This is a genomic window from Nocardia sp. NPDC004151 (genome assembly GCF_042874235.1).
Lineage (GTDB): Bacteria > Actinomycetota > Actinomycetes > Mycobacteriales > Mycobacteriaceae > Nocardia.
Genome location: NZ_JBIAMR010000005.1, coordinates 358,081 through 374,666 on the forward strand (window position 1 = coordinate 358,081; position 16,586 = coordinate 374,666).

Annotated in this window: 18 protein-coding genes; 9 read left to right on the forward strand and 9 right to left on the reverse strand. The window is 69.7% G+C overall.

Translation table 11 applies throughout. From position 1 onward, the window contains the following. Window positions 1–23 precede the first annotated feature (23 nt). The 6 genes from ACFYTS_RS15060 to ACFYTS_RS15085 form a co-directional block, all read right to left on the reverse strand. Entirely contained in the window at window positions 24–1,970 is a 1,947-nt protein-coding gene (locus tag ACFYTS_RS15060) for a DEAD/DEAH box helicase (RefSeq protein ID WP_387304458.1), read from the reverse strand. Continuing rightward, window positions 1,963–2,904: a M48 family metalloprotease gene (locus ACFYTS_RS15065; protein ID WP_387304461.1), complete on the reverse strand. Its 942-nt coding sequence runs from the start codon at window positions 2,902–2,904 to the stop codon at window positions 1,963–1,965. The genes ACFYTS_RS15060 and ACFYTS_RS15065 overlap by 8 nt, the downstream gene beginning before the upstream one ends. Before the next feature lie 43 nt (window positions 2,905–2,947). After that, a complete protein-coding gene (locus tag ACFYTS_RS15070) occupies window positions 2,948–3,349 on the reverse strand; it encodes a BlaI/MecI/CopY family transcriptional regulator (protein WP_357277332.1) in 402 nt (133 codons plus the stop codon). A 78-nt stretch (window positions 3,350–3,427) separates the two neighbouring features. After that, window positions 3,428–4,219, reverse strand: coding sequence for an ABC transporter ATP-binding protein (locus tag ACFYTS_RS15075; RefSeq protein ID WP_387304464.1), 792 nt, complete (start codon window positions 4,217–4,219; stop codon window positions 3,428–3,430). Between the two features lie 37 nt (window positions 4,220–4,256). Further along, window positions 4,257–5,270 carry a FecCD family ABC transporter permease gene (locus tag ACFYTS_RS15080; protein WP_387304467.1) on the reverse strand — a complete coding sequence of 338 codons (1,014 nt, stop codon included), beginning with the start codon at window positions 5,268–5,270 and terminating at the stop codon, window positions 4,257–4,259. A 371-nt stretch (window positions 5,271–5,641) separates the two neighbouring features. Then, window positions 5,642–6,679 carry an iron ABC transporter permease gene (locus ACFYTS_RS15085; RefSeq protein WP_357277325.1) on the reverse strand — a complete coding sequence of 346 codons (1,038 nt, stop codon included), beginning with the start codon at window positions 6,677–6,679 and terminating at the stop codon, window positions 5,642–5,644. 133 nt (window positions 6,680–6,812) lie between these two features. Here ACFYTS_RS15085 and ACFYTS_RS15090 point away from each other — a divergent pair, with 133 nt between their 5' ends. After that, window positions 6,813–7,517 carry a hypothetical protein gene (locus ACFYTS_RS15090; protein WP_387304470.1) on the forward strand — a complete coding sequence of 235 codons (705 nt, stop codon included), beginning with the start codon at window positions 6,813–6,815 and terminating at the stop codon, window positions 7,515–7,517. A 210-nt stretch (window positions 7,518–7,727) separates the two neighbouring features. Beyond that, on the forward strand, window positions 7,728–8,765 hold the full coding sequence (locus ACFYTS_RS15095) for a helix-turn-helix domain-containing protein (protein ID WP_387304473.1): 1,038 nt from the start codon (window positions 7,728–7,730) through the stop codon (window positions 8,763–8,765). A 3-nt stretch (window positions 8,766–8,768) separates the two neighbouring features. Here the strand turns inward: ACFYTS_RS15095 and ACFYTS_RS15100 are convergent, their stop codons facing one another. From ACFYTS_RS15100 to ACFYTS_RS15110, 3 genes are all read right to left on the reverse strand, one after another. Continuing rightward, on the reverse strand, window positions 8,769–9,728 hold the full coding sequence (locus ACFYTS_RS15100; protein WP_387304476.1) for a helix-turn-helix domain-containing protein: 960 nt from the start codon (window positions 9,726–9,728) through the stop codon (window positions 8,769–8,771). A gap of 750 nt (window positions 9,729–10,478) precedes the next feature. Continuing rightward, window positions 10,479–10,625 (reverse strand): hypothetical protein, encoded by a 147-nt coding sequence (locus ACFYTS_RS15105; protein WP_387304479.1) that lies wholly within the window; start codon window positions 10,623–10,625, stop codon window positions 10,479–10,481. Further along, window positions 10,622–10,825: a hypothetical protein gene (locus tag ACFYTS_RS15110; protein WP_387304482.1), complete on the reverse strand. Its 204-nt coding sequence runs from the start codon at window positions 10,823–10,825 to the stop codon at window positions 10,622–10,624. The genes ACFYTS_RS15105 and ACFYTS_RS15110 overlap by 4 nt, the downstream gene beginning before the upstream one ends. Window positions 10,826–11,356: 531 nt before the next feature. Between ACFYTS_RS15110 and ACFYTS_RS15115 the strand changes: the two genes are divergently transcribed. From ACFYTS_RS15115 to ACFYTS_RS15145, 7 genes are all read left to right on the forward strand, one after another. Next, window positions 11,357–12,190 (forward strand): helix-turn-helix domain-containing protein, encoded by an 834-nt coding sequence (locus tag ACFYTS_RS15115; protein ID WP_387304485.1) that lies wholly within the window; start codon window positions 11,357–11,359, stop codon window positions 12,188–12,190. 164 nt (window positions 12,191–12,354) lie between these two features. Then, window positions 12,355–12,558, forward strand: a complete 204-nt coding sequence (locus ACFYTS_RS15120) for a cupin domain-containing protein (RefSeq protein ID WP_387304488.1) — start codon at window positions 12,355–12,357, stop codon at window positions 12,556–12,558. A 123-nt stretch (window positions 12,559–12,681) separates the two neighbouring features. Continuing rightward, window positions 12,682–13,071, forward strand: a complete 390-nt coding sequence (locus ACFYTS_RS15125; protein WP_379104935.1) for a PaaI family thioesterase — start codon at window positions 12,682–12,684, stop codon at window positions 13,069–13,071. Between the two features lie 128 nt (window positions 13,072–13,199). After that, the gene (locus ACFYTS_RS15130; RefSeq protein ID WP_357277307.1) at window positions 13,200–13,502 is read left to right on the forward strand and encodes an urease subunit gamma; all 303 of its coding nucleotides are present in this window, start codon (window positions 13,200–13,202) and stop codon (window positions 13,500–13,502) included. 6 nt (window positions 13,503–13,508) lie between these two features. Continuing rightward, entirely contained in the window at window positions 13,509–13,820 is a 312-nt protein-coding gene (locus ACFYTS_RS15135; protein WP_357277305.1) for an urease subunit beta, read from the forward strand. Further along, window positions 13,820–15,541, forward strand: a complete 1,722-nt coding sequence (locus ACFYTS_RS15140; RefSeq protein WP_357277302.1) for an urease subunit alpha — start codon at window positions 13,820–13,822, stop codon at window positions 15,539–15,541. Before ACFYTS_RS15135 ends, ACFYTS_RS15140 begins: the two co-directional genes overlap by 1 nt. A 183-nt stretch (window positions 15,542–15,724) precedes the next feature. Then, the gene (locus ACFYTS_RS15145) at window positions 15,725–16,585 is read left to right on the forward strand and encodes an alpha/beta fold hydrolase (protein WP_387304493.1); all 861 of its coding nucleotides are present in this window, start codon (window positions 15,725–15,727) and stop codon (window positions 16,583–16,585) included. Window position 16,586 lies beyond the last annotated feature (1 nt).

The window sequence follows — 16,586 nt, forward strand, 5'->3', positions numbered from 1 at the left end:
GGAACCTACAACCGTGTCGCCGCTCAGCGGGACGAACGCCGGGCAGCACCCGGCTTGCGCTTCTTGTTGTGCGTGCGGCTCTCGCCCTGCGGCCGCTGCTGCCGGAACCGCGGCTGCTCCTTGTCGGCCTTCCGCTCGGGCGCGGGCGGGGCCGAGGGATCGGCGATCGGACGGCCGCTCGGGCGGCGGGCTCCCGTGATCTCGACGAGCCGGCGATCGCCCGGCCGCACCTCGACATCGGTGAGGGTCACCGAGGCGCGCTCCGCCAACCGGGCCGCCTCCTCCCGGTCGTCCGGGGTGACGATGGTGACGACCGTGCCCGACGCGCCCGCCCGCGCGGTCCGGCCGGTGCGGTGCAGATAGTCCTTCGGGTCCGCGGGCGGATCGACGTGCACGACCAGCGAGACATCGTCGATGTGCAGCCCGCGCGCCGCGACATCCGTGGCCACCAGCACCGGCGCGGTCCCGTCGGCGAACGCGGCGAGCATCCGGGTGCGCTGGTTCTGTGCCTTTCCGCCGTGCAGCGCGACCGCGCCGATCCCGATCTCCCGCAGCTTGCGGGCCAGCTTGTCCGCCCCGTGCTGGGTGCGCACGAACAACAGCGTCCGACCCGGCCGCGCGGCGATTTCGCTGACCACCGCCCGCTTGTCCGGCCGCCGCACATGCAGCGCGTAGTGGGCGATATCGGGTCCAGCGGCTACCCTCCCGAACCCGCCGCCGACCGTGCCGCCCGTGGCGGTAGCGCCTACCGCGCTCGAATCGGTTGCCGCCGCTGTCGAACCGGTACCCGCCTCGGCAGCGCTTGTGCCCGGAGAGCCCGCTCCCAGCAGGGCCGAGGCTTCACCCCGCGGGGCCGCGCCTGTGCCCGTGGCCGGGGTGCCCGGCGTGGTAGGACCCGGGTGCTGCGCGGTCGAATTCGCGCCCAACGTCGAATTCGTCCCGAATGCGGCCGAATCCGTGCCCGCCGGCGCGGTTTTCGCCGTGGTCGCGCCGATCGCGTGGGTGGCGGGCTCGCGGAGGTACTTCTGCACCAGCCCGTCGATCGACTCGTCCAGCGTCGCCGAGAACAATAGCTGCTGCGCGTCATCGGGCACTTTGTTCAGCAGGGCCGTGAGCTGCGGCAGGAAGCCGAGTTCGGCCATGTGGTCGGCCTCGTCGACGGTGACGACGCGAATATCGGCCAGCTGCACGGCTTTCCGCCCGAGCAGATCGGTCAACCGGCCCGGCGTCGCGATGACCACGTCCACGCCGCGCGCCAGCCGCTCCTCCTGCTTCTTGATCGGGAGCCCGCCGACCGCGGTGGCCAGGCGCAGGCCCAGCGACAGCGCGGGTTCGTCCAGTGCCGCTTCGATCTGGATCGCCAGTTCCCGGGTGGGCGCGAGGATCAGACCGCGCGGCCGCTTGGGGGCGCTCGGCGCACCGAACAGCCGCACCAGCATCGGCAACCCGAACGCCAGCGTTTTGCCCGACCCCGTGGCGGCCCGGCCCAGCACGTCGCGGCCCGCGAGAATGTCGGGAATGACCGCGGCCTGAATCGGGAACGCCGTATCCATCCCGCCCCGCCGCAGCGCCTGCACCAGCACCGGTGGCAGACCGAGATCCGCGAATCGGGTCGGGCTCGATCCCGCCGCACCGCTCGCGCGGCCTCCGCGTCCGGCACTGCCGCCGACATCGCCTGCCGTTCCCGCGGGCCCGGCCGGCATCTCCGCGGGGGCCGTGGATGCCGGTCGTGCCGTGCTGGATGCCGGGTCGGCCGCGGATGTCGGGTCGGTGTGGATGGTGTCCTCCATAGCTGTTTTCGGTGGGTCGGCAGGAGCTGTGCTCGGCATCGCCGCGGGTCGGTTTCGGGTGCCGCGGCGGGTGGACGAGGTGTCGAGGGTGGCGTCGCGGGAGCCGGGTGCGCCGCCGGGCACGGCGGCGCCGTCCGCGCCCGAGTCGGATTCGCGGGCGGGCGGAGCGGGTTCAGGCACGGCTGACCAGGCGGCTGACCTCGACCAGCCAGGGAATCGCGACGGCGAGAGTCGGCACGACGAGGATGGCGGCGGCGGCCAGGTAGGCGGCGGCGGCGATGCGCAGGTCGCCGATGGGACCGGCGAGGCGCTGGATGCGGATCAGTGTGCTGGGTCCGCCCGCGGCCATCGCGCCCTGTGGCGCGGGCGAATTCGAGCAGGCCACCAGGGCGCGGGCCAGCGGGGTGGGGCCGGTGACCTTGACCGCGGAGTCGTCGGCCAGCAGTTCGATGAGCAGTTTCACCGAGTCCAGGGCGGACTTGGAGCGGACCACGCGGGGGAAGGCCTCGTGCGCGGCGGTGAAGGCTTCCAGCACCAGGTCGTGGCGGGCCCGCAGGTGCGAGCGTTCATGACTGACGATGGCGGTGAGTTCCTCGTCGGTCAGATTGGTGACCGTCCCCTGGCTGAGCACCACGCGACGGCGTAGCCCGGGTAGGCAGTAGGCGATCGGCTCGGTGGCCGCGAGCACCCGGATATCGGCCGATTTGCGTCGCACGCTGGACTGATCGAGCAGGTCGACCAGCATGCGGTGGCGGGCGCGGCGGCGGCGGGTGTGGATGCCGACTCGGATCACCGACCAGATGAGCCGCGCCCCGATCAGCAGTGTGAGCGCGAACACCAGCACCAGGCCCAGCCACAGCGGCAGGCCGAGGACGTCGATTTCCTTGCTGGGCGTGGTGGTCGGCCGGCCGTCGGGGCCGGGGACCAGCAGGCGGGAGGCGATGGCGAGGCCGGAGCCGAAGGCGCTGAGCACCGCGGCCAGCGCGATGGCCTGCCAGAGCACCAGGGCGGCACGGGGACTGCGGAAGGGCCAGGTGGCCCGGGAGAGCAGCGCTGGTACCGGTCCCGCCAATAACAAGGCGAGACCGGCGAATACCGGCGCTGTCCAGTCCATGTCCTCAGCTCACTGCGTTGTGGGGCTCGGGCCGAGGGTACAGCTAAACGGACTCGGGTTTGTCCTTGCGCGCCACCTCGGTGGCTTCGAGCTTAGCGAGTGCGGCGCGCAATGCGTCAGCCTCGTCGGCGCCGACCTGCTCGACGAAGTGCACGAGCGCGGCGCGGCGGCTGCCCACCTCGTCCGCTTGCTGCAGCGCGTCGAACATGAGGCTGGCGACGAGTTCGTCGCGGGTGTGCACGGGCGCGTACCGGTGTGCGCGATCGTCGCGCTGCTGGACGACCAGGTTCTTCTTCGCCAAGCGCTGTAGAACGGTCATCACCGTGGTGTACGCGAGTTCACGACGCTGAGCGAGGGCTTCATGGACCTGCCGGACCGTTTGCGGTTCGTCGGCCGACCACAACTGGTCCATGACCGCTTTCTCGAGTTCACCAAGACCTGCCATCCCACAAGCTTACGGAGACAACGACAGCAATGCGTACTACAGGTCGTCGTAACCGGCGGGTTGCTGGTGTGGGATTCCTCATACGATGATGTGACGGTTGCCGATCGGCACGATCATGGGCCGCCCGGACACCGGATCCTCGAGCACCTCGGCCCTCAGATTGAACACCTCGAGCAGCAGTTCGGCATCGATGATGTCGGCCGGGGCGCCCTGGGCCTCGATGCGCCCGTCGCGCATGACGATGAGGCGGTCGCTGTAGCGGATGGCCAGGTTCAGGTCGTGCAGCACCATGACCACGGTCCGGCCCAGGTCGTCGTGCAGGCGGTCGACCAGGTCCAGCACCTCGAGGGCGTGGGTGAGGTCGAGGTAGGTGGTCGGCTCGTCGAGCAGCAGGATGTCGGTGCCCTGGGCCAGGGCCATGGAGATCCAGGCGCGCTGGCGCTGGCCGCCGGACAGCTCGTCGAGGGTGCGGCCCGCGAGGTCCGCGATGCCGGTCTGTTCGAGGGCGGCCAGCACTTCGGTCTCGTCGTCGGCGGACCACTGCCGCAGCCAGGACTGGTGCGGGTGGCGGCCGCGGGCGACCAGATCGGCGACGGTGAGGCCCTCGGGCGCGACCGGCGTCTGCGGCAGCATGCCGACCACGCGGGCGATGTCCTTGGTCTTCATGGTGGCGATGGCCTTGCCGTCCAACAGGACCCGGCCCGCCTTGGGGCGCAGCAGCCGGCCCAGGGAGCGCAGCAGGGTGGACTTGCCGCAGCCGTTGGGGCCGATGACGGTGGTGATGAGCCCGGGCTCGATGTCCACCGACAGTCCGTCGACGATGATCCGCTCGCCGTAGCCGAGGGTGAGGGATTCCGCAGCGAGAGTCACAGTGCCACCTTAGAAGTCACGGGAGCCGACGTCGAAGTCACAGTGTCGCCTTCCGGTTGGTGCGAACGAGCAGATACAGCAGGAACGGTCCACCCACGGCCGCGGTGACCACACCGACGGGCAGCGACACCGGAAACGCGGTGCGCGCGAGCAGGTCCGCGCCGACCACGGCGATGGCCCCGACCAGCGCGGACGCGATGACCGGTTCACCGGGAGTGCGCAGCAGCCGCCGCGCGATCTGCGGCGCCGCCAGGCCCACGAATCCGAGCGGGCCGACCGCGGCGGTCGCCAGCGCGGTGCAACCGACCGCGGCGGCGATGAGGATCGCCTGCTGGGTCTGGATGCGGACGCCGAGGATGCGGGTGGTGTCGGTGCCGAACCGCAGCGCGGCCAGCGTACGCGCCGATCCGGCGGTGACGAGCAGCGCGAGCCCCAATCCGATCGAGGCGGGGATCAGGCTCGACCAGTCGGCCATGTTCAGCGACCCGGTCAGCCATTGCTGGGCGTGCGCGGCGTCGGTGAGCGTCGCCCGCGTCAGCAGCCAGCTCACCACCGACAGCAGCGCCGCGTTGACGCCGATCCCGATGAGCACCAACCGGAATCCCATCACCCCGGCATCCCCGGACGCGGTCCGTCCCCAGGCGAGCAGATAGATGAGCACCGCGGTCAGCAGCCCGCCCGCCAGCGCCGCCCCCGAAACCCCGAGCGCCGCAGCCGTCCCCGTCCCGGCCCCGCCGAGCCCGACCAGCACCGCGACCGCGCCGACGCTCGCACCGGAGGTGATGCCCAGCAGATCCGGGCTGGCCAGGGGGTTGTGCAGAATCGACTGCGTCACCGCGCCCGCCAGCCCCAGCGCCGCCCCGACCACCACGGCGGTCAGCGCCCGTGGCAGCCGCGAATCCATGATCACGAACCGCTGCGCCCGAGTCCCGCCGCCGCCCAGCACATCCAGCACCCGCCCGAGCGGAATCCGGAACTCGCCCACCGCGATATCCAGCGCGAACAATCCGAACAGCAAGGCCACCAGCGAGATCACGGTGATCAATGCCATCGGACGCAGCACCGACGAGAATCCGCCCGCCCGCACGGCAGGCCGAACCGCTCGCAATCCGGTCGCGGCGTCTGTGCGTTCGGCGCCTGTTCCCTCCGGCGCGCGTCCGGACGACGGTGCCGTGCGTGCCTGTGACGTGTGCGTATTGCCCCCGTCGGGCGTGGCCGCCGTGCTGCCGCGCGTCTCGCGCGAGTGCACGATCCGCGACCCGGCGTCGTCGATCCCGGCCGCGTTGTGGTGGCTGTCGGCTCCGCCGCGGAAGATGTCGTCCGCTGCGATGGATTCCGGCCGCCGCGTGCTCGTCGACGGGTTTGCCGGCGAGTCGCCCGAGCTCACAGCGTCGGGGGCGGTATTGGGAGGTGTCGGGAGTGTCACAGGCTCACCAGCTTTCGGCGGCGGACGAGCAGGAGGAAGAAGGGTGCGCCGAGGGCTGCGAGGGTGACACCGGCTTGGAGTTCACCGGGGCGGGCGATCAATCGGCCCGCGGTGTCGGCCAGGAGCAGGACGATCGCGCCGAGCAATGCCGAGTAGGGGAGCAGCCAGCGGTAGTCGGGGCCGGTGAACGCCCGGGCCAGGTGGGGGACGATCAATCCGAGGAAGGCGATGGGGCCGACCGCGGCGGTGGCCGTGCCCGCGAGCAGGACGACCGCCGCCAGGCCGAGGGCGCGGCTGCGGGTGATGTCGACTCCGAGGCCGCGGGCCACGTCGTCGCCGAGGCCGAGCAGGTTCAGGGTCGGGGCGCAGGTCAGGGCCAGGATGACGCCGACCGCGAGGAACGGCAGGACCTGCCGGAATGTGGTGGCGTCGTGCCCGGCCACGTCGCCGACCACCCAGTAGCGATAGGTGTTGAGGGCCGTCCCGTCCAGTAGGACAACGATATTGGTCATGGCCTGCAGGAACGCGGTCACGGCCGCGCCCGCGAGGACCAGGCTCAGCGGGCTCGCCTTACCGCCGCCGAGGGCCGAGATGCCGAAGACGACCGCGCCCGCGAGCAGTGCGCCCGCGAACGCGAACCAGATGTACTGCGCCGGGCTGGTCAGCGCGAGCAGGTGGATGCTCAGCGCAGCGAGGAACGCCGCGCCCGCATTGATGCCGAGTAGTCCGGCGTCTGCCAGGGGGTTTCGGGTGTAGCCCTGGATGAGCGCCCCGGCCATGCCGAGCGCGAGCCCGGTGATGAGGGCCAGTCCGGTTCGGGGGAGCCGCAATTCGCGCACGATCTGGGCGGCGGTGTCGGTGGCCGGGCACGAAAGCGGGAGTCCGCCAGGGCAGGTGAGCGCGTCGTAGACGGTTCCGAGACCCAGATTGCGGGTACCCAGGGCGATGCTGGCGGCCAGTGCGCCGAGCAGGAGCACTGCGAGAACGAGAAGTCCGGACAGACGTCGCCGTCTGGTGGTGACTACGGCGGGCACGGTGACGAACTACTCCTGACAGGTTCTAGGTCGATAAGTCTGGTAAGCCTAACCTATCTTCCTGTACGCGTTGTCCATGCTCCACGCCTTTGGTCCCCACATTGGCCGAATAGTCGATGAATGAGGAGGTTCGATGCTCGAACCCGTAACCGTGTGCCCGCCGCGCGATTCCAGGCTCGCCTTCGGGACGGCCTGCCACCGTCTGCGCGCCCTGCAACCCGACCACCCGCGTGTCTACGCCGTCGCCGCCATGGTCGACCAGGGCAAACGCAGATGGTGGCGACTCGCCGACGGCATCCGTGAGGGCCGCATCGAGCTGATGTACCGGCGCCACGCCGCGGAGATGAGCAATGCCGACATCGCCGCCGAGGTGGTGGCCACCGCGCTGATCCACGCGGTGGTGGGCCGGGTGATGGCCATGGTCGTGTCGGAGGGCCGCGCGTGGGATCCGGGCCTGGAGAACCTGTGGATCCACACCGACAACGACGGCGGCATCGACTGGGCCGGGCTGTCCGACACCACCATTCGCGTGCTGGACGGCGACCCGCTCGCCGGTGAGGATGGTGTGGTGGCGCTGCCGTGCGAGCCCGCGCTCTACGTCTGGCTCGCGCACCGCTGCCTGCCCGCGCTGACTCTGATCCAGGAGGCGATGACGCACTGCTCCGGTCTGGGTGTGCGGCGCTTCTGGGGGCTGGTCGCGGAATCGGTGGTGGGTGCGGCGACCTACGTTCCGGCCCTGGCCAATACGTCCTCCTCCGAGGGCGCGCGTCGCGGCCAGGCCATGCTGGCGGCCTTCGAGGATCGTGGTCTACCGGTGCGCCGCGCCTGCGTCAGGTAGACCAGTTCGGCCGTTCGAACCGCTACGCCACCGGTTTGCTGTAGCCGCCGACTCGGCGACTTACCGCACTCGCCGGGGTCGCGCAAGTAGACTGTGCGGCAAACAATCTTGATGCATTGACGGTGCAATTCATGCGCCGGGGCGGAGGCCGGGCGGGCGATCTGCACGATGGTGTGCTGCCCACTTGCTGCTGCTACTGTTCCGACCGCGGTGCGGGCATCCCGAGGGGTGCCCGCACCGCGTCGTCGGATCGAACTGGTGGAGGCGTGGATGGCGGTCGTGTTCGATACCGCGGCACTGGCCCGGCACGAGCGCGCGGACGCCTTGGCCGCTGTCGCCTCGGAGACCGTGGCCGCCGCCGATGTCCGCTTCGCCGATCGCGGCGGGGCCCACGGCCGCTTGGAAGCCTGGCTGTTCGGGCCGGTGGAAGTGTTGCGGGCCGAGACCACGGGGGTCGATGTGCTCCGGACTCCCAAGCATGTCCGGACCACTCCCGCGGGCCTGTTCTCGGTGACCCGGCAGATCGGCGGCACCCGCATCCACGAACATTTCGGCATTCAGGAGGTGCTCGCGCCGGGGGACTGCGGAGCCATCGACCACGACAACCCATTCGTGTCGGTGATGCGCGGCGCCTCGATCAGCGTGAGCCTGCGCATGTCGGTGGACGAGCTGGAACTACCGGGCGACGTCGTGCGCACCGCGGCGCTGGGTCTGCGCCGCAGCCCGCTGTGCCCGCTGGTCTCGTCGTTCATCGTCGACCTCATGACCCGCGCGGACACGATCGAGAACGACCCGGGCGCTGCCGATCTGGGGCGAGCCGGGGTGGATATGGTGCGCGCACTGGTGCTCTCGGCGGCCGGAACCGAACCGGTGGAAGGGATCGGGGCGGGGCTGCCCGCCCCGCTGCTGCTGCGTCAGATGGAGACCTACCTGCGCTTGAATCTGCGCCGTCGCGACCTGACCGCGGCGGAAGTCGCCGCCGCGCACCATATCTCGGTGCGCCGGATGTATCGGCTGTGGTCGGAGCAGGGAGTGTCGATGCAGCAGTGGATCATCGGTGAACGTTTGGAGCTGACGCGTCGCATGCTCGCCGATCCCCGGCACACGGAGCGCACCATCGGCTGGATCGCGCGAGCCGCGGGATTTCGCGACGCGAGCCACTTCACCCGCCGCTTCCGCGCCGCCTACGGCGTCGGCCCGAGCGAATGGCGGGCCGAGGCGCGGCGTGTCGGCGGGTCCGTGAGCTAGCGCTCAGGCGGTCGCGGCGGCGTAGCGCCAGTCGCGCGGGGTCATGCCGTACGCCGCCCGGAACCGGCGGGTGAAGTGTGTGGCGTCCCGGAAGCCGACGGTGTGCGCGATGGCGCTGATGGTGCGCCCGCCGTGGGCCGGATCCACCAGCAGGGCGCGCGCGGCCGCGAGCCGTTCGCCGATGATCCACTGCTCCAGGCGAATTCCGGCGTTCGCGCACAGCCGGTAGAGGTAGCGGGCGGACATGTTGTGGGCGGCGGCGATCTGCTCGACCTTCAGGTCGGGGTCGTTGAGGTGGCGGCGCACGTAGTTCTGCACCTCGCGGACCACGGCCTGCTGGTGGACGGGGGTCTCGTCACCGGTCGCGGGTCCGGAGGCGGACAGCAGCAGCGCCCGCACCATCTCGACGCAGCACTGGCCCAGCATGACCGCGGCCGGATCGCGTTCGAGCGCCTCGGCGCCCTCGATGAGTTCGGTGATCTGCCCGGCGATCATGTCGTGCAGCGGGCTGTGCCGCAGCCGGCCGGTGGCGGCGGCGAGGGTCTCGCCCGACACTCCCAGCCGATCGCGCGGGACCGCGATGCACCAGGATTCGCCCAGCCCGTCCCAGCCGACTTCGAAGGGCGTGGCGAAATCCCAGAGGGCGCATTCGCCCGGCGAGGTGACGGTGTGCCGGCCGTTCTGGTAATGATGCCGGACGGCCTGCTTCTGCAAGACCACCGCGACCGCGGACGAGGGTGTTCGCAGTACCTGCGCGGGCGTCCGGCGGACCCGGACGGCCGAGATCTGGATCCGGTGCAGGGTGGCCACCCCGAGCCGCCACTTCTCGTGGCGGGTGACGATGCGTTCCGGTGGATCCAGCAGTTCCGCGTCCACCTGCAGGGCCACCGACTTAGCGAGGTCGGTGACGAGGCCGTGCCGATTCTCGATCGGGCACGACTCCGCATCCAAAAGGACAGCCATCTCAACTCCCCTCGGAACTCGCCCCCACTCGAGTTCCAGCTTCGTGCTGAACATTACGAACGGCCTGATTTTAGAAAGTTCCAGGCCAACTCCCCGCATGCGCGGAGCGGCCATTACGAGGAGTGCAGTGCTGAAAAGTCAGGCAAATAGAACTGGACGGTCAAGTGACCAGTGATTTCGTCACCCTGACTCGCCTCTGTGTGCCATTCGCACGGCACACAGAGGCGACAATCGTGCGCCCACAGCAAATTTGCGAGCGCCACCACCCGTGTCGGTTTCCGGTTCACGACCTCGGCCGGTCGGAGCGTTATCGGTGCACGGCAGGCAAGATTCGCGGCACTCAGGGCCGACAATGTGTGACACGCATGTTCGCGATGCTCGGCACCGATGGGCGCCCGCGAGGCACTCAGAGCACGATCTCACCGACGCCGGGGGAAGCGCTGTGAGGATTGCGCGGAGTCCAGGAGCCGACCCGACACGCATGGTGGGGCGAAGGCACAGGTGCAGACCCCGTCCGAGATAGACGATTTCGACCCCCGTGCCCCTGTCGCTTGCAGGCCGGTCGTCGGACCTGGGCGGGTGGCGCGGGTGGGCAGCCACGTGGGCGGGGACGTTCACCGCGACCATCGCCCCCCGAGTACTTTTCCGGCGAGGAGCCGGGTCCGTCGACCCCGAGCCGAAGCGCGGACCCGATCCCGGACACGCCTCGGCCCCCGCGTCGGATCGTTCGGCGGCGGGGGCCGGGTGCTGTCAGCGTGCCGTGTCCACCAACGCGAGGTCGTGAAATCCGTTGGCCGGCACTGTTGCCGGGGTGGGCTCCGCGTCGATCGCGGCGGGCGCGGCGAGTCCGTGCCAGGCCAGCACGCCGCCGGCGAACAGCGCCAGATCCAGTGTCACCGGCCGGGTCCGGGCGAGTTCCTCCCAACTCGGTGCGGGTCGCGCAGCAGGTCGGAGATGCGGCCGTGGCCGCGCAGGGCGGCGACGGCGTCGATGTCGGCGAGAAGCGCGGACAGCCGCGGGTCCTCGGTCAGGGCGGCGAGAGCGCCGGGTTGATACGACCCCTGGCCGGGGAGGACTACGGCGGTACGGGTGCTCATCGAAACTCCTTGGCGGTGTTCGCTTGTTCAGGAATGCGATGGAGATGTGCCGAACGGTCCACACCCGCGGTGCGCTGGCAATCGCGCTGGGCCTACGCCCGGACAACGGTGCGCGACAACTGGTGTCGATGTGCGGGTGAATCCTGGACCGCCAGGGTGCGGGCGTCGATGCCCGTGGCATGGACGCGTTCCACGGATGGTTTTCTCGCGGCCGGCCGCACGATCACCGTGCAGGCGGGTCGTCGTCGACGGCCGGCCGCGTTGTGGAACCGGGCGGCGAGGCGGCTCACTGCGTCGCCCACCCGAATCGACCATAGGGCGCGCCGGAGTCGAAGCCCATGACCGTGAGTGCACAGCAGTCGACTCAGAGTGTCTGCGCGCCAATCCGGTTCCCCACCCGGCGCGGATTCCAAACCGAGTGGTCGCTGTGAGTCGATTGGCTGGCACGCACAGCACCCTTGGTACTCGGTCGTACACATAACTTGATTGGTGTTCGGGGTCACAGCCATAGCTGAAAGGAGCGGGAGACGCATGACGAACATGCAAGGCGTAGCGACGATTTCGATCGCGGATGCACCGGTTGTGCGCGAGCCGGGCCGCCTGACATCGGATATCGACGCCGCGGCCGTGCAACCGCCGAGCTTCGGCGCGGTCCTGCGGCGGTTGCGCGACGAGCGCCGGGTGTCACGCGAACGCCTGGGCATGGCGGCCGGTGTCAGCGCCAGCTACATCACCCACCTGGAACTCGGCCGCCGCGGTCGCCCCACCCAGGCCGTCGTCGAAGCCTTGTGCGGCTGCCTCGACCGGGTCCAGCCGGTCTCGCACCGGTCGCGGCGTTACTTGTACGACCTGGCCGGACTGCCCGACCCCGCCGCCCCGGATGTCGCCGAACTGCGCGCGGCCATCACCCCGGACCGGCTGCGCCGACTCGAGCGACTCGCCCCCGATCCCGCGGGCTACTTCGATTCCCGCTGGCACGTCCTGGCATTGAACGACGCCGCGCGCCGCGCCTTCCCCGGCCTGGCCGAGGGCGGCAACTGGCTCATCTGGCTCCTCGACGACCCTCGCGCCGCGACCGCCCTACTCGACCGCGAAGCCGCCGCCCACGCCTCGGTATCGGTGCTGCGCGCCCGCATCGCCGCCTTCGACGTCCCCGACTGGTCCGGCGACTACCTGCGCGCCCTGGGCCGAAACCCCGAATTCCGACGCCTGTGGTCGCGAGCCCAAGACCTGGACCACCCCGGCGACCGACTCATCCGACTCCGCACCCCCCGTGGCGAGACCCCCTTGGACATGCAGCTCTACGACGTCGAAAGCGCCCGCTACCCAGGCTGGATCCGCATGCTGTGGGGCATGACCGACTGACCCGACCCACCCGAATACAGAGGTGGTGGGCTCTGTCGACCGATCACTCTCGACAGAACCCACCACCGGCAGCGGATCGGGGGCCACCGCAGCCCTCGGGGCCTCCCACGATCCTGACGCCGAAACTGAGTATAGGTCAGGCTTACCTAACTCGCAAGCGCCTGTTGTTGCGCCTCGATCGCAACGGCCCCGCCTTCGCTGTCTTCGTCGGGCCGTCCGAGCGGCCGATCGGTGGTGCGATCGGCGGGATCTCCGAGACGCTGAACACGGGCGATTCCATCTTCTTTCAGGCCGACGCGGATCACGGCTTCGCGAACCGGACGAACGCTCCCTGCGAATACATCATGATCATCTCGCGCAGATCGTGATCGGCCGCGACTGCCGAGCCCGGGGTCCCCGGTAGCGGGTGGGTCGCGGGGATGTGCAAATGTGTGCATATGAGCGACGACTTCTCTTCGATCAAATCGCTGGCTGATGTGACGCCCGAGCTGATGAACAAGCTCAGCGAGGGAACGTTCACCGACCTCATCGGGTTGAAGTTCACCGAGTTGAGTGGGGACGGGGTGGCGGCGGAGTGGGTGGTGACGCCGCAGCTGTATCAGCCTGCCGGGATCGTCAACGGCGGCGTGTACTGCACGGTGATCGAGACGCTGGCGAGTGTGGCCGGCGGGGCGTGGCTGGGTGACCGCGGCACCGTGGTCGGCGTGAACAACAACACCGACTTTCTGCGGGCGGTGCGCGAGGGGAAGTTGAGCGGGGTGGCGACGCCGATCCATCGGGGGCGCTCGCAGCAGTTGTGGCAGGTCGTCATCACCGATGAGCAGGAGCGGACGGTGGCTCGCGGGCAGGTGCGGTTGCAGAACCTCAGTCCGCAGAACTGAATCGGGCGCAACCGGATTCGGTGGTCCGGACGCGGGGACGGAAAATCGTATATCTCCGAAACATGCTGGTAACGCGGGTCGTGCCAGAATGACCGACGATCCGTCCCCGTGATTGCCGAGGAGCCCGCATGCGACTGACGCCGCACGAGCAGGAACGCCTGCTGTTGAGTTACGCGGCTGAGTTGGCGCGGCGGCGGCAGGCGCGCGGGTTGAAACTCAATCATCCCGAGGCGATCGCGCTCATCACCGATCATGTGCTCGAGGGTGCGCGGGACGGGCGCACGGTAGCCGAGTTGATGGCTTCCGGGCGCACCGTGCTGACCCGCGACGACGTCATGGACGGCATTCCCGAGATGATCCACGATGTGCAGGTCGAGGCCACCTTCCCCGACGGCACGAAGCTCGTCACCGTCCACCACCCGATCGGATGACGCGCGATGATTCCTGGTGAATACCTTTGTGCCGAGGGCACGATCGAGCTCAACGCCGGCGCGGATCGCGTCGAACTCGAAGTCGTGAACACCGGTGACCGGCCGGTGCAGGTCGGCTCGCACGTGCATTTCCCGCAGGCCAACTCCGCGCTCGAGTTCGACCGTGACTCCGCGCACGGCCACCGTCTCGACATTCCGGCCGGTACCGCGGTGCGGTTCGAACCCGGTCTGGGGCAGCGGGTTTCGCTGATTCCCCTCGGTGGCGACCGCGAAGTGCACGGAATCAGCCTCACCCCTCCCGGAAAGCTGGATGCCTGATGGCCGAACTCTCTCGCGCCCGATACGCCGAACTGTTCGGGCCCACCGTCGGCGACCGCATCCGGCTCGCCGACACCGACCTGCTCATCGAGATCACCGAGGACCGCAGCGGCGGACCGGGGCTCGCCGGTGACGAGGCCGTGTTCGGCGGCGGCAAGGTGCTGCGCGAATCCATGGGCCAGGCCCGCGCCACCCGCGCCGAGGGCACCCCGGACACCGTCATCACCGGCGTGGTGATCGTCGACTACTGGGGAATCATCAAGGCCGACATCGGTATTCGTGACGGCCGCATCGTCGCCATCGGCAAGGCCGGGAACCCGGACACCATGAGCGGTGTGCACCCGGACCTGGTGGTCGGTCCGTCGACCGAGATCATTGCCGGCAATGGCCGCATCGTCACCGCGGGCGCCATCGACTGCCACGTGCATTTCATCTGCCCGCAGATCCTCGACGAGGCCATGGCGGGCGGCATCACCACCCTGGTCGGCGGCGGCACCGGCCCGGCCGAGGGCTCCAAGGCCACCACCGTCACCCCGGGCGCCTGGCATCTGGCCCGCATGCTGGAGTCCACCGACTCCTGGCCGGTGAACATCCTGCTGCTGGGCAAGGGCAACACGGTGCGTGAGGACGCGCTGTGGGAGCAATTGCGCGGCGGCGCGGGCGGTTTCAAACTGCACGAGGACTGGGGCACCACCCCGGCCGCCATCGACCGCTGCCTCACCGTCGCGGACGCCTCCGGCGTGCAGGTGGCCTTGCACTCGGACACCCTGAACGAGGCGGGATTCGTGGAGGACACCCTGGCGGCGATCCGCGGCCGGGCCATCCACTCGTATCACACCGAGGGCGCGGGCGGCGGCCACGCACCCGACATCATCACCGTCGCTTCGCATCTCAACGTGCTGCCCAGTTCCACCAACCCGACCAGGCCGCACACCATCAACACCCTCGACGAGCACCTGGACATGCTCATGGTGTGCCACCACCTGAGCCCGTCCATCCCCGAGGACCTGGCGTTCGCGGAGTCCCGCATCCGCCCCTCCACGATCGCCGCCGAGGACCTCCTGCACGATCTGGGCGCGATCTCCATGATCGGCTCCGACGCCCAGGCCATGGGCCGCATCGGCGAGGTGGTCATGCGCACCTGGCAGACCGCGCACGTCATGAAGCGCCGCCGCGGCGCCCTGCCCGGCGACGGCGCCGCCGACAACAACCGCGTGCAGCGCTACGTCGCGAAATACACCATCTGCCCGGCGGTTACGCACGGCCTGGACGCCGAGATCGGTTCGGTCGAGGTCGGCAAACTGGCCGATCTGGTGCTGTGGGAGCCCGCCTTCTTCGGCGTCCGCCCGCACGCGGTCATCAAGGGCGGCGCGATCGCCTGGGCCGCCATGGGCGACGCCAACGCCTCCATCCCGACCCCGCAGCCGGTCCTCCCGCGCCCCATGTTCGGCGCCGCCCCGAGCGTGACGGCCTCGACCTCCCTGCACTTCGTCTCCGAACAGGCCATCGAGGACGGCCTGGCCGACCGCCTGCGCGTCGACCGGAAACTGGTCCCCGTGGCCAATGTCCGCCGCCGCACCAAGGCCGACCTCCCGAACAACGAGGCCATGCCCCGCATCGAGGTCGATCCCGACACCTTCACCGTCCGCATCGACGGCGAGGTCTGGAGCGAGCAACCCGCCACCGAACTCCCGATGGCCCAGCGCTACTTCCTGTTCTGAGTCACGCTCTTCCCTGGTCTCGGGGAGGGCGAACACCGCATCGAACGCCAATGCCCGATGGGCATTGGCGTTCTTTCGTCTGCGGACACCCCACCCCGCGGTTCTGATGATTTCATCATTTTCTTCTTGACAGAGGAAACGGTCGTAACTGATGATTTCATCAACAACGGTACGGAGGTGGCGATGACGAGCATCGATTGCGAGCTGACCGAACGGACGGTCCGGGTCGGCGGCCGCGAGATCCAGGTCGGCGAGACCGGATCGGGACCGGCGGTCGTGCTGCTGCACGGCGGCGGGCCGGGCGCGACCGGGATCGCGAACTATTCGCGCAATATCGGCGAGCTGGCCCGCCGGTTCCGCGTGATCGTTCCGGACCTGCCCGGATACGGGCGGTCCGAGAAGTGGATCGACCACTCGGATCCGTTCGGATACCTCGGGCGGTCGATCGGAGGGCTGCTCGACGAACTCGGGATCGACTCCGCGCATCTGGTCGGGAACTCCTACGGCGGGGCGGCCGCCCTGCGCCTCGCGCTGGATCGGCCCGACAAGGTCGGCCGCATGGTGCTCATGGGCCCCGGCGGCGTCGGCACCACCCGGACCTTGCCGACCGCCGGGCTGAACGCGCTGCTGGGCTACTACCAGGGCGAGGGCCCCAGTCGCGACAAGCTGCGCCGATTCATCCGGGAGTACCTGGTCTTCGACGGCGGCACAGTGCCCGAGGAACTGATCGAACAGCGCTACGCGGCCAGCGTCGATCCCGAGGTCGTGGCCAACCCGCCCCTGCGCCGCCCGTCGGGTCCGCTGGCGCTGCGGACGTTGTGGCGCATGGATTTCGCCCGCGACTCGCGGCTGCGCGCGCTCGCCCATCCCACCTTGGTGATCTGGGGTGCGAACGACAGGGTCAATCGTCCCGAGGGTGGGCGACTGCTCGCCGACACCATGCCGAACTGCGACCTGTATCTGGCGGCGAACACCGGCCACTGGGTGCAGTGGGAGCGCGCCGAGCTGTTCAACACCCTCGCGGCCGCGTTCCTCGGGGACTGAT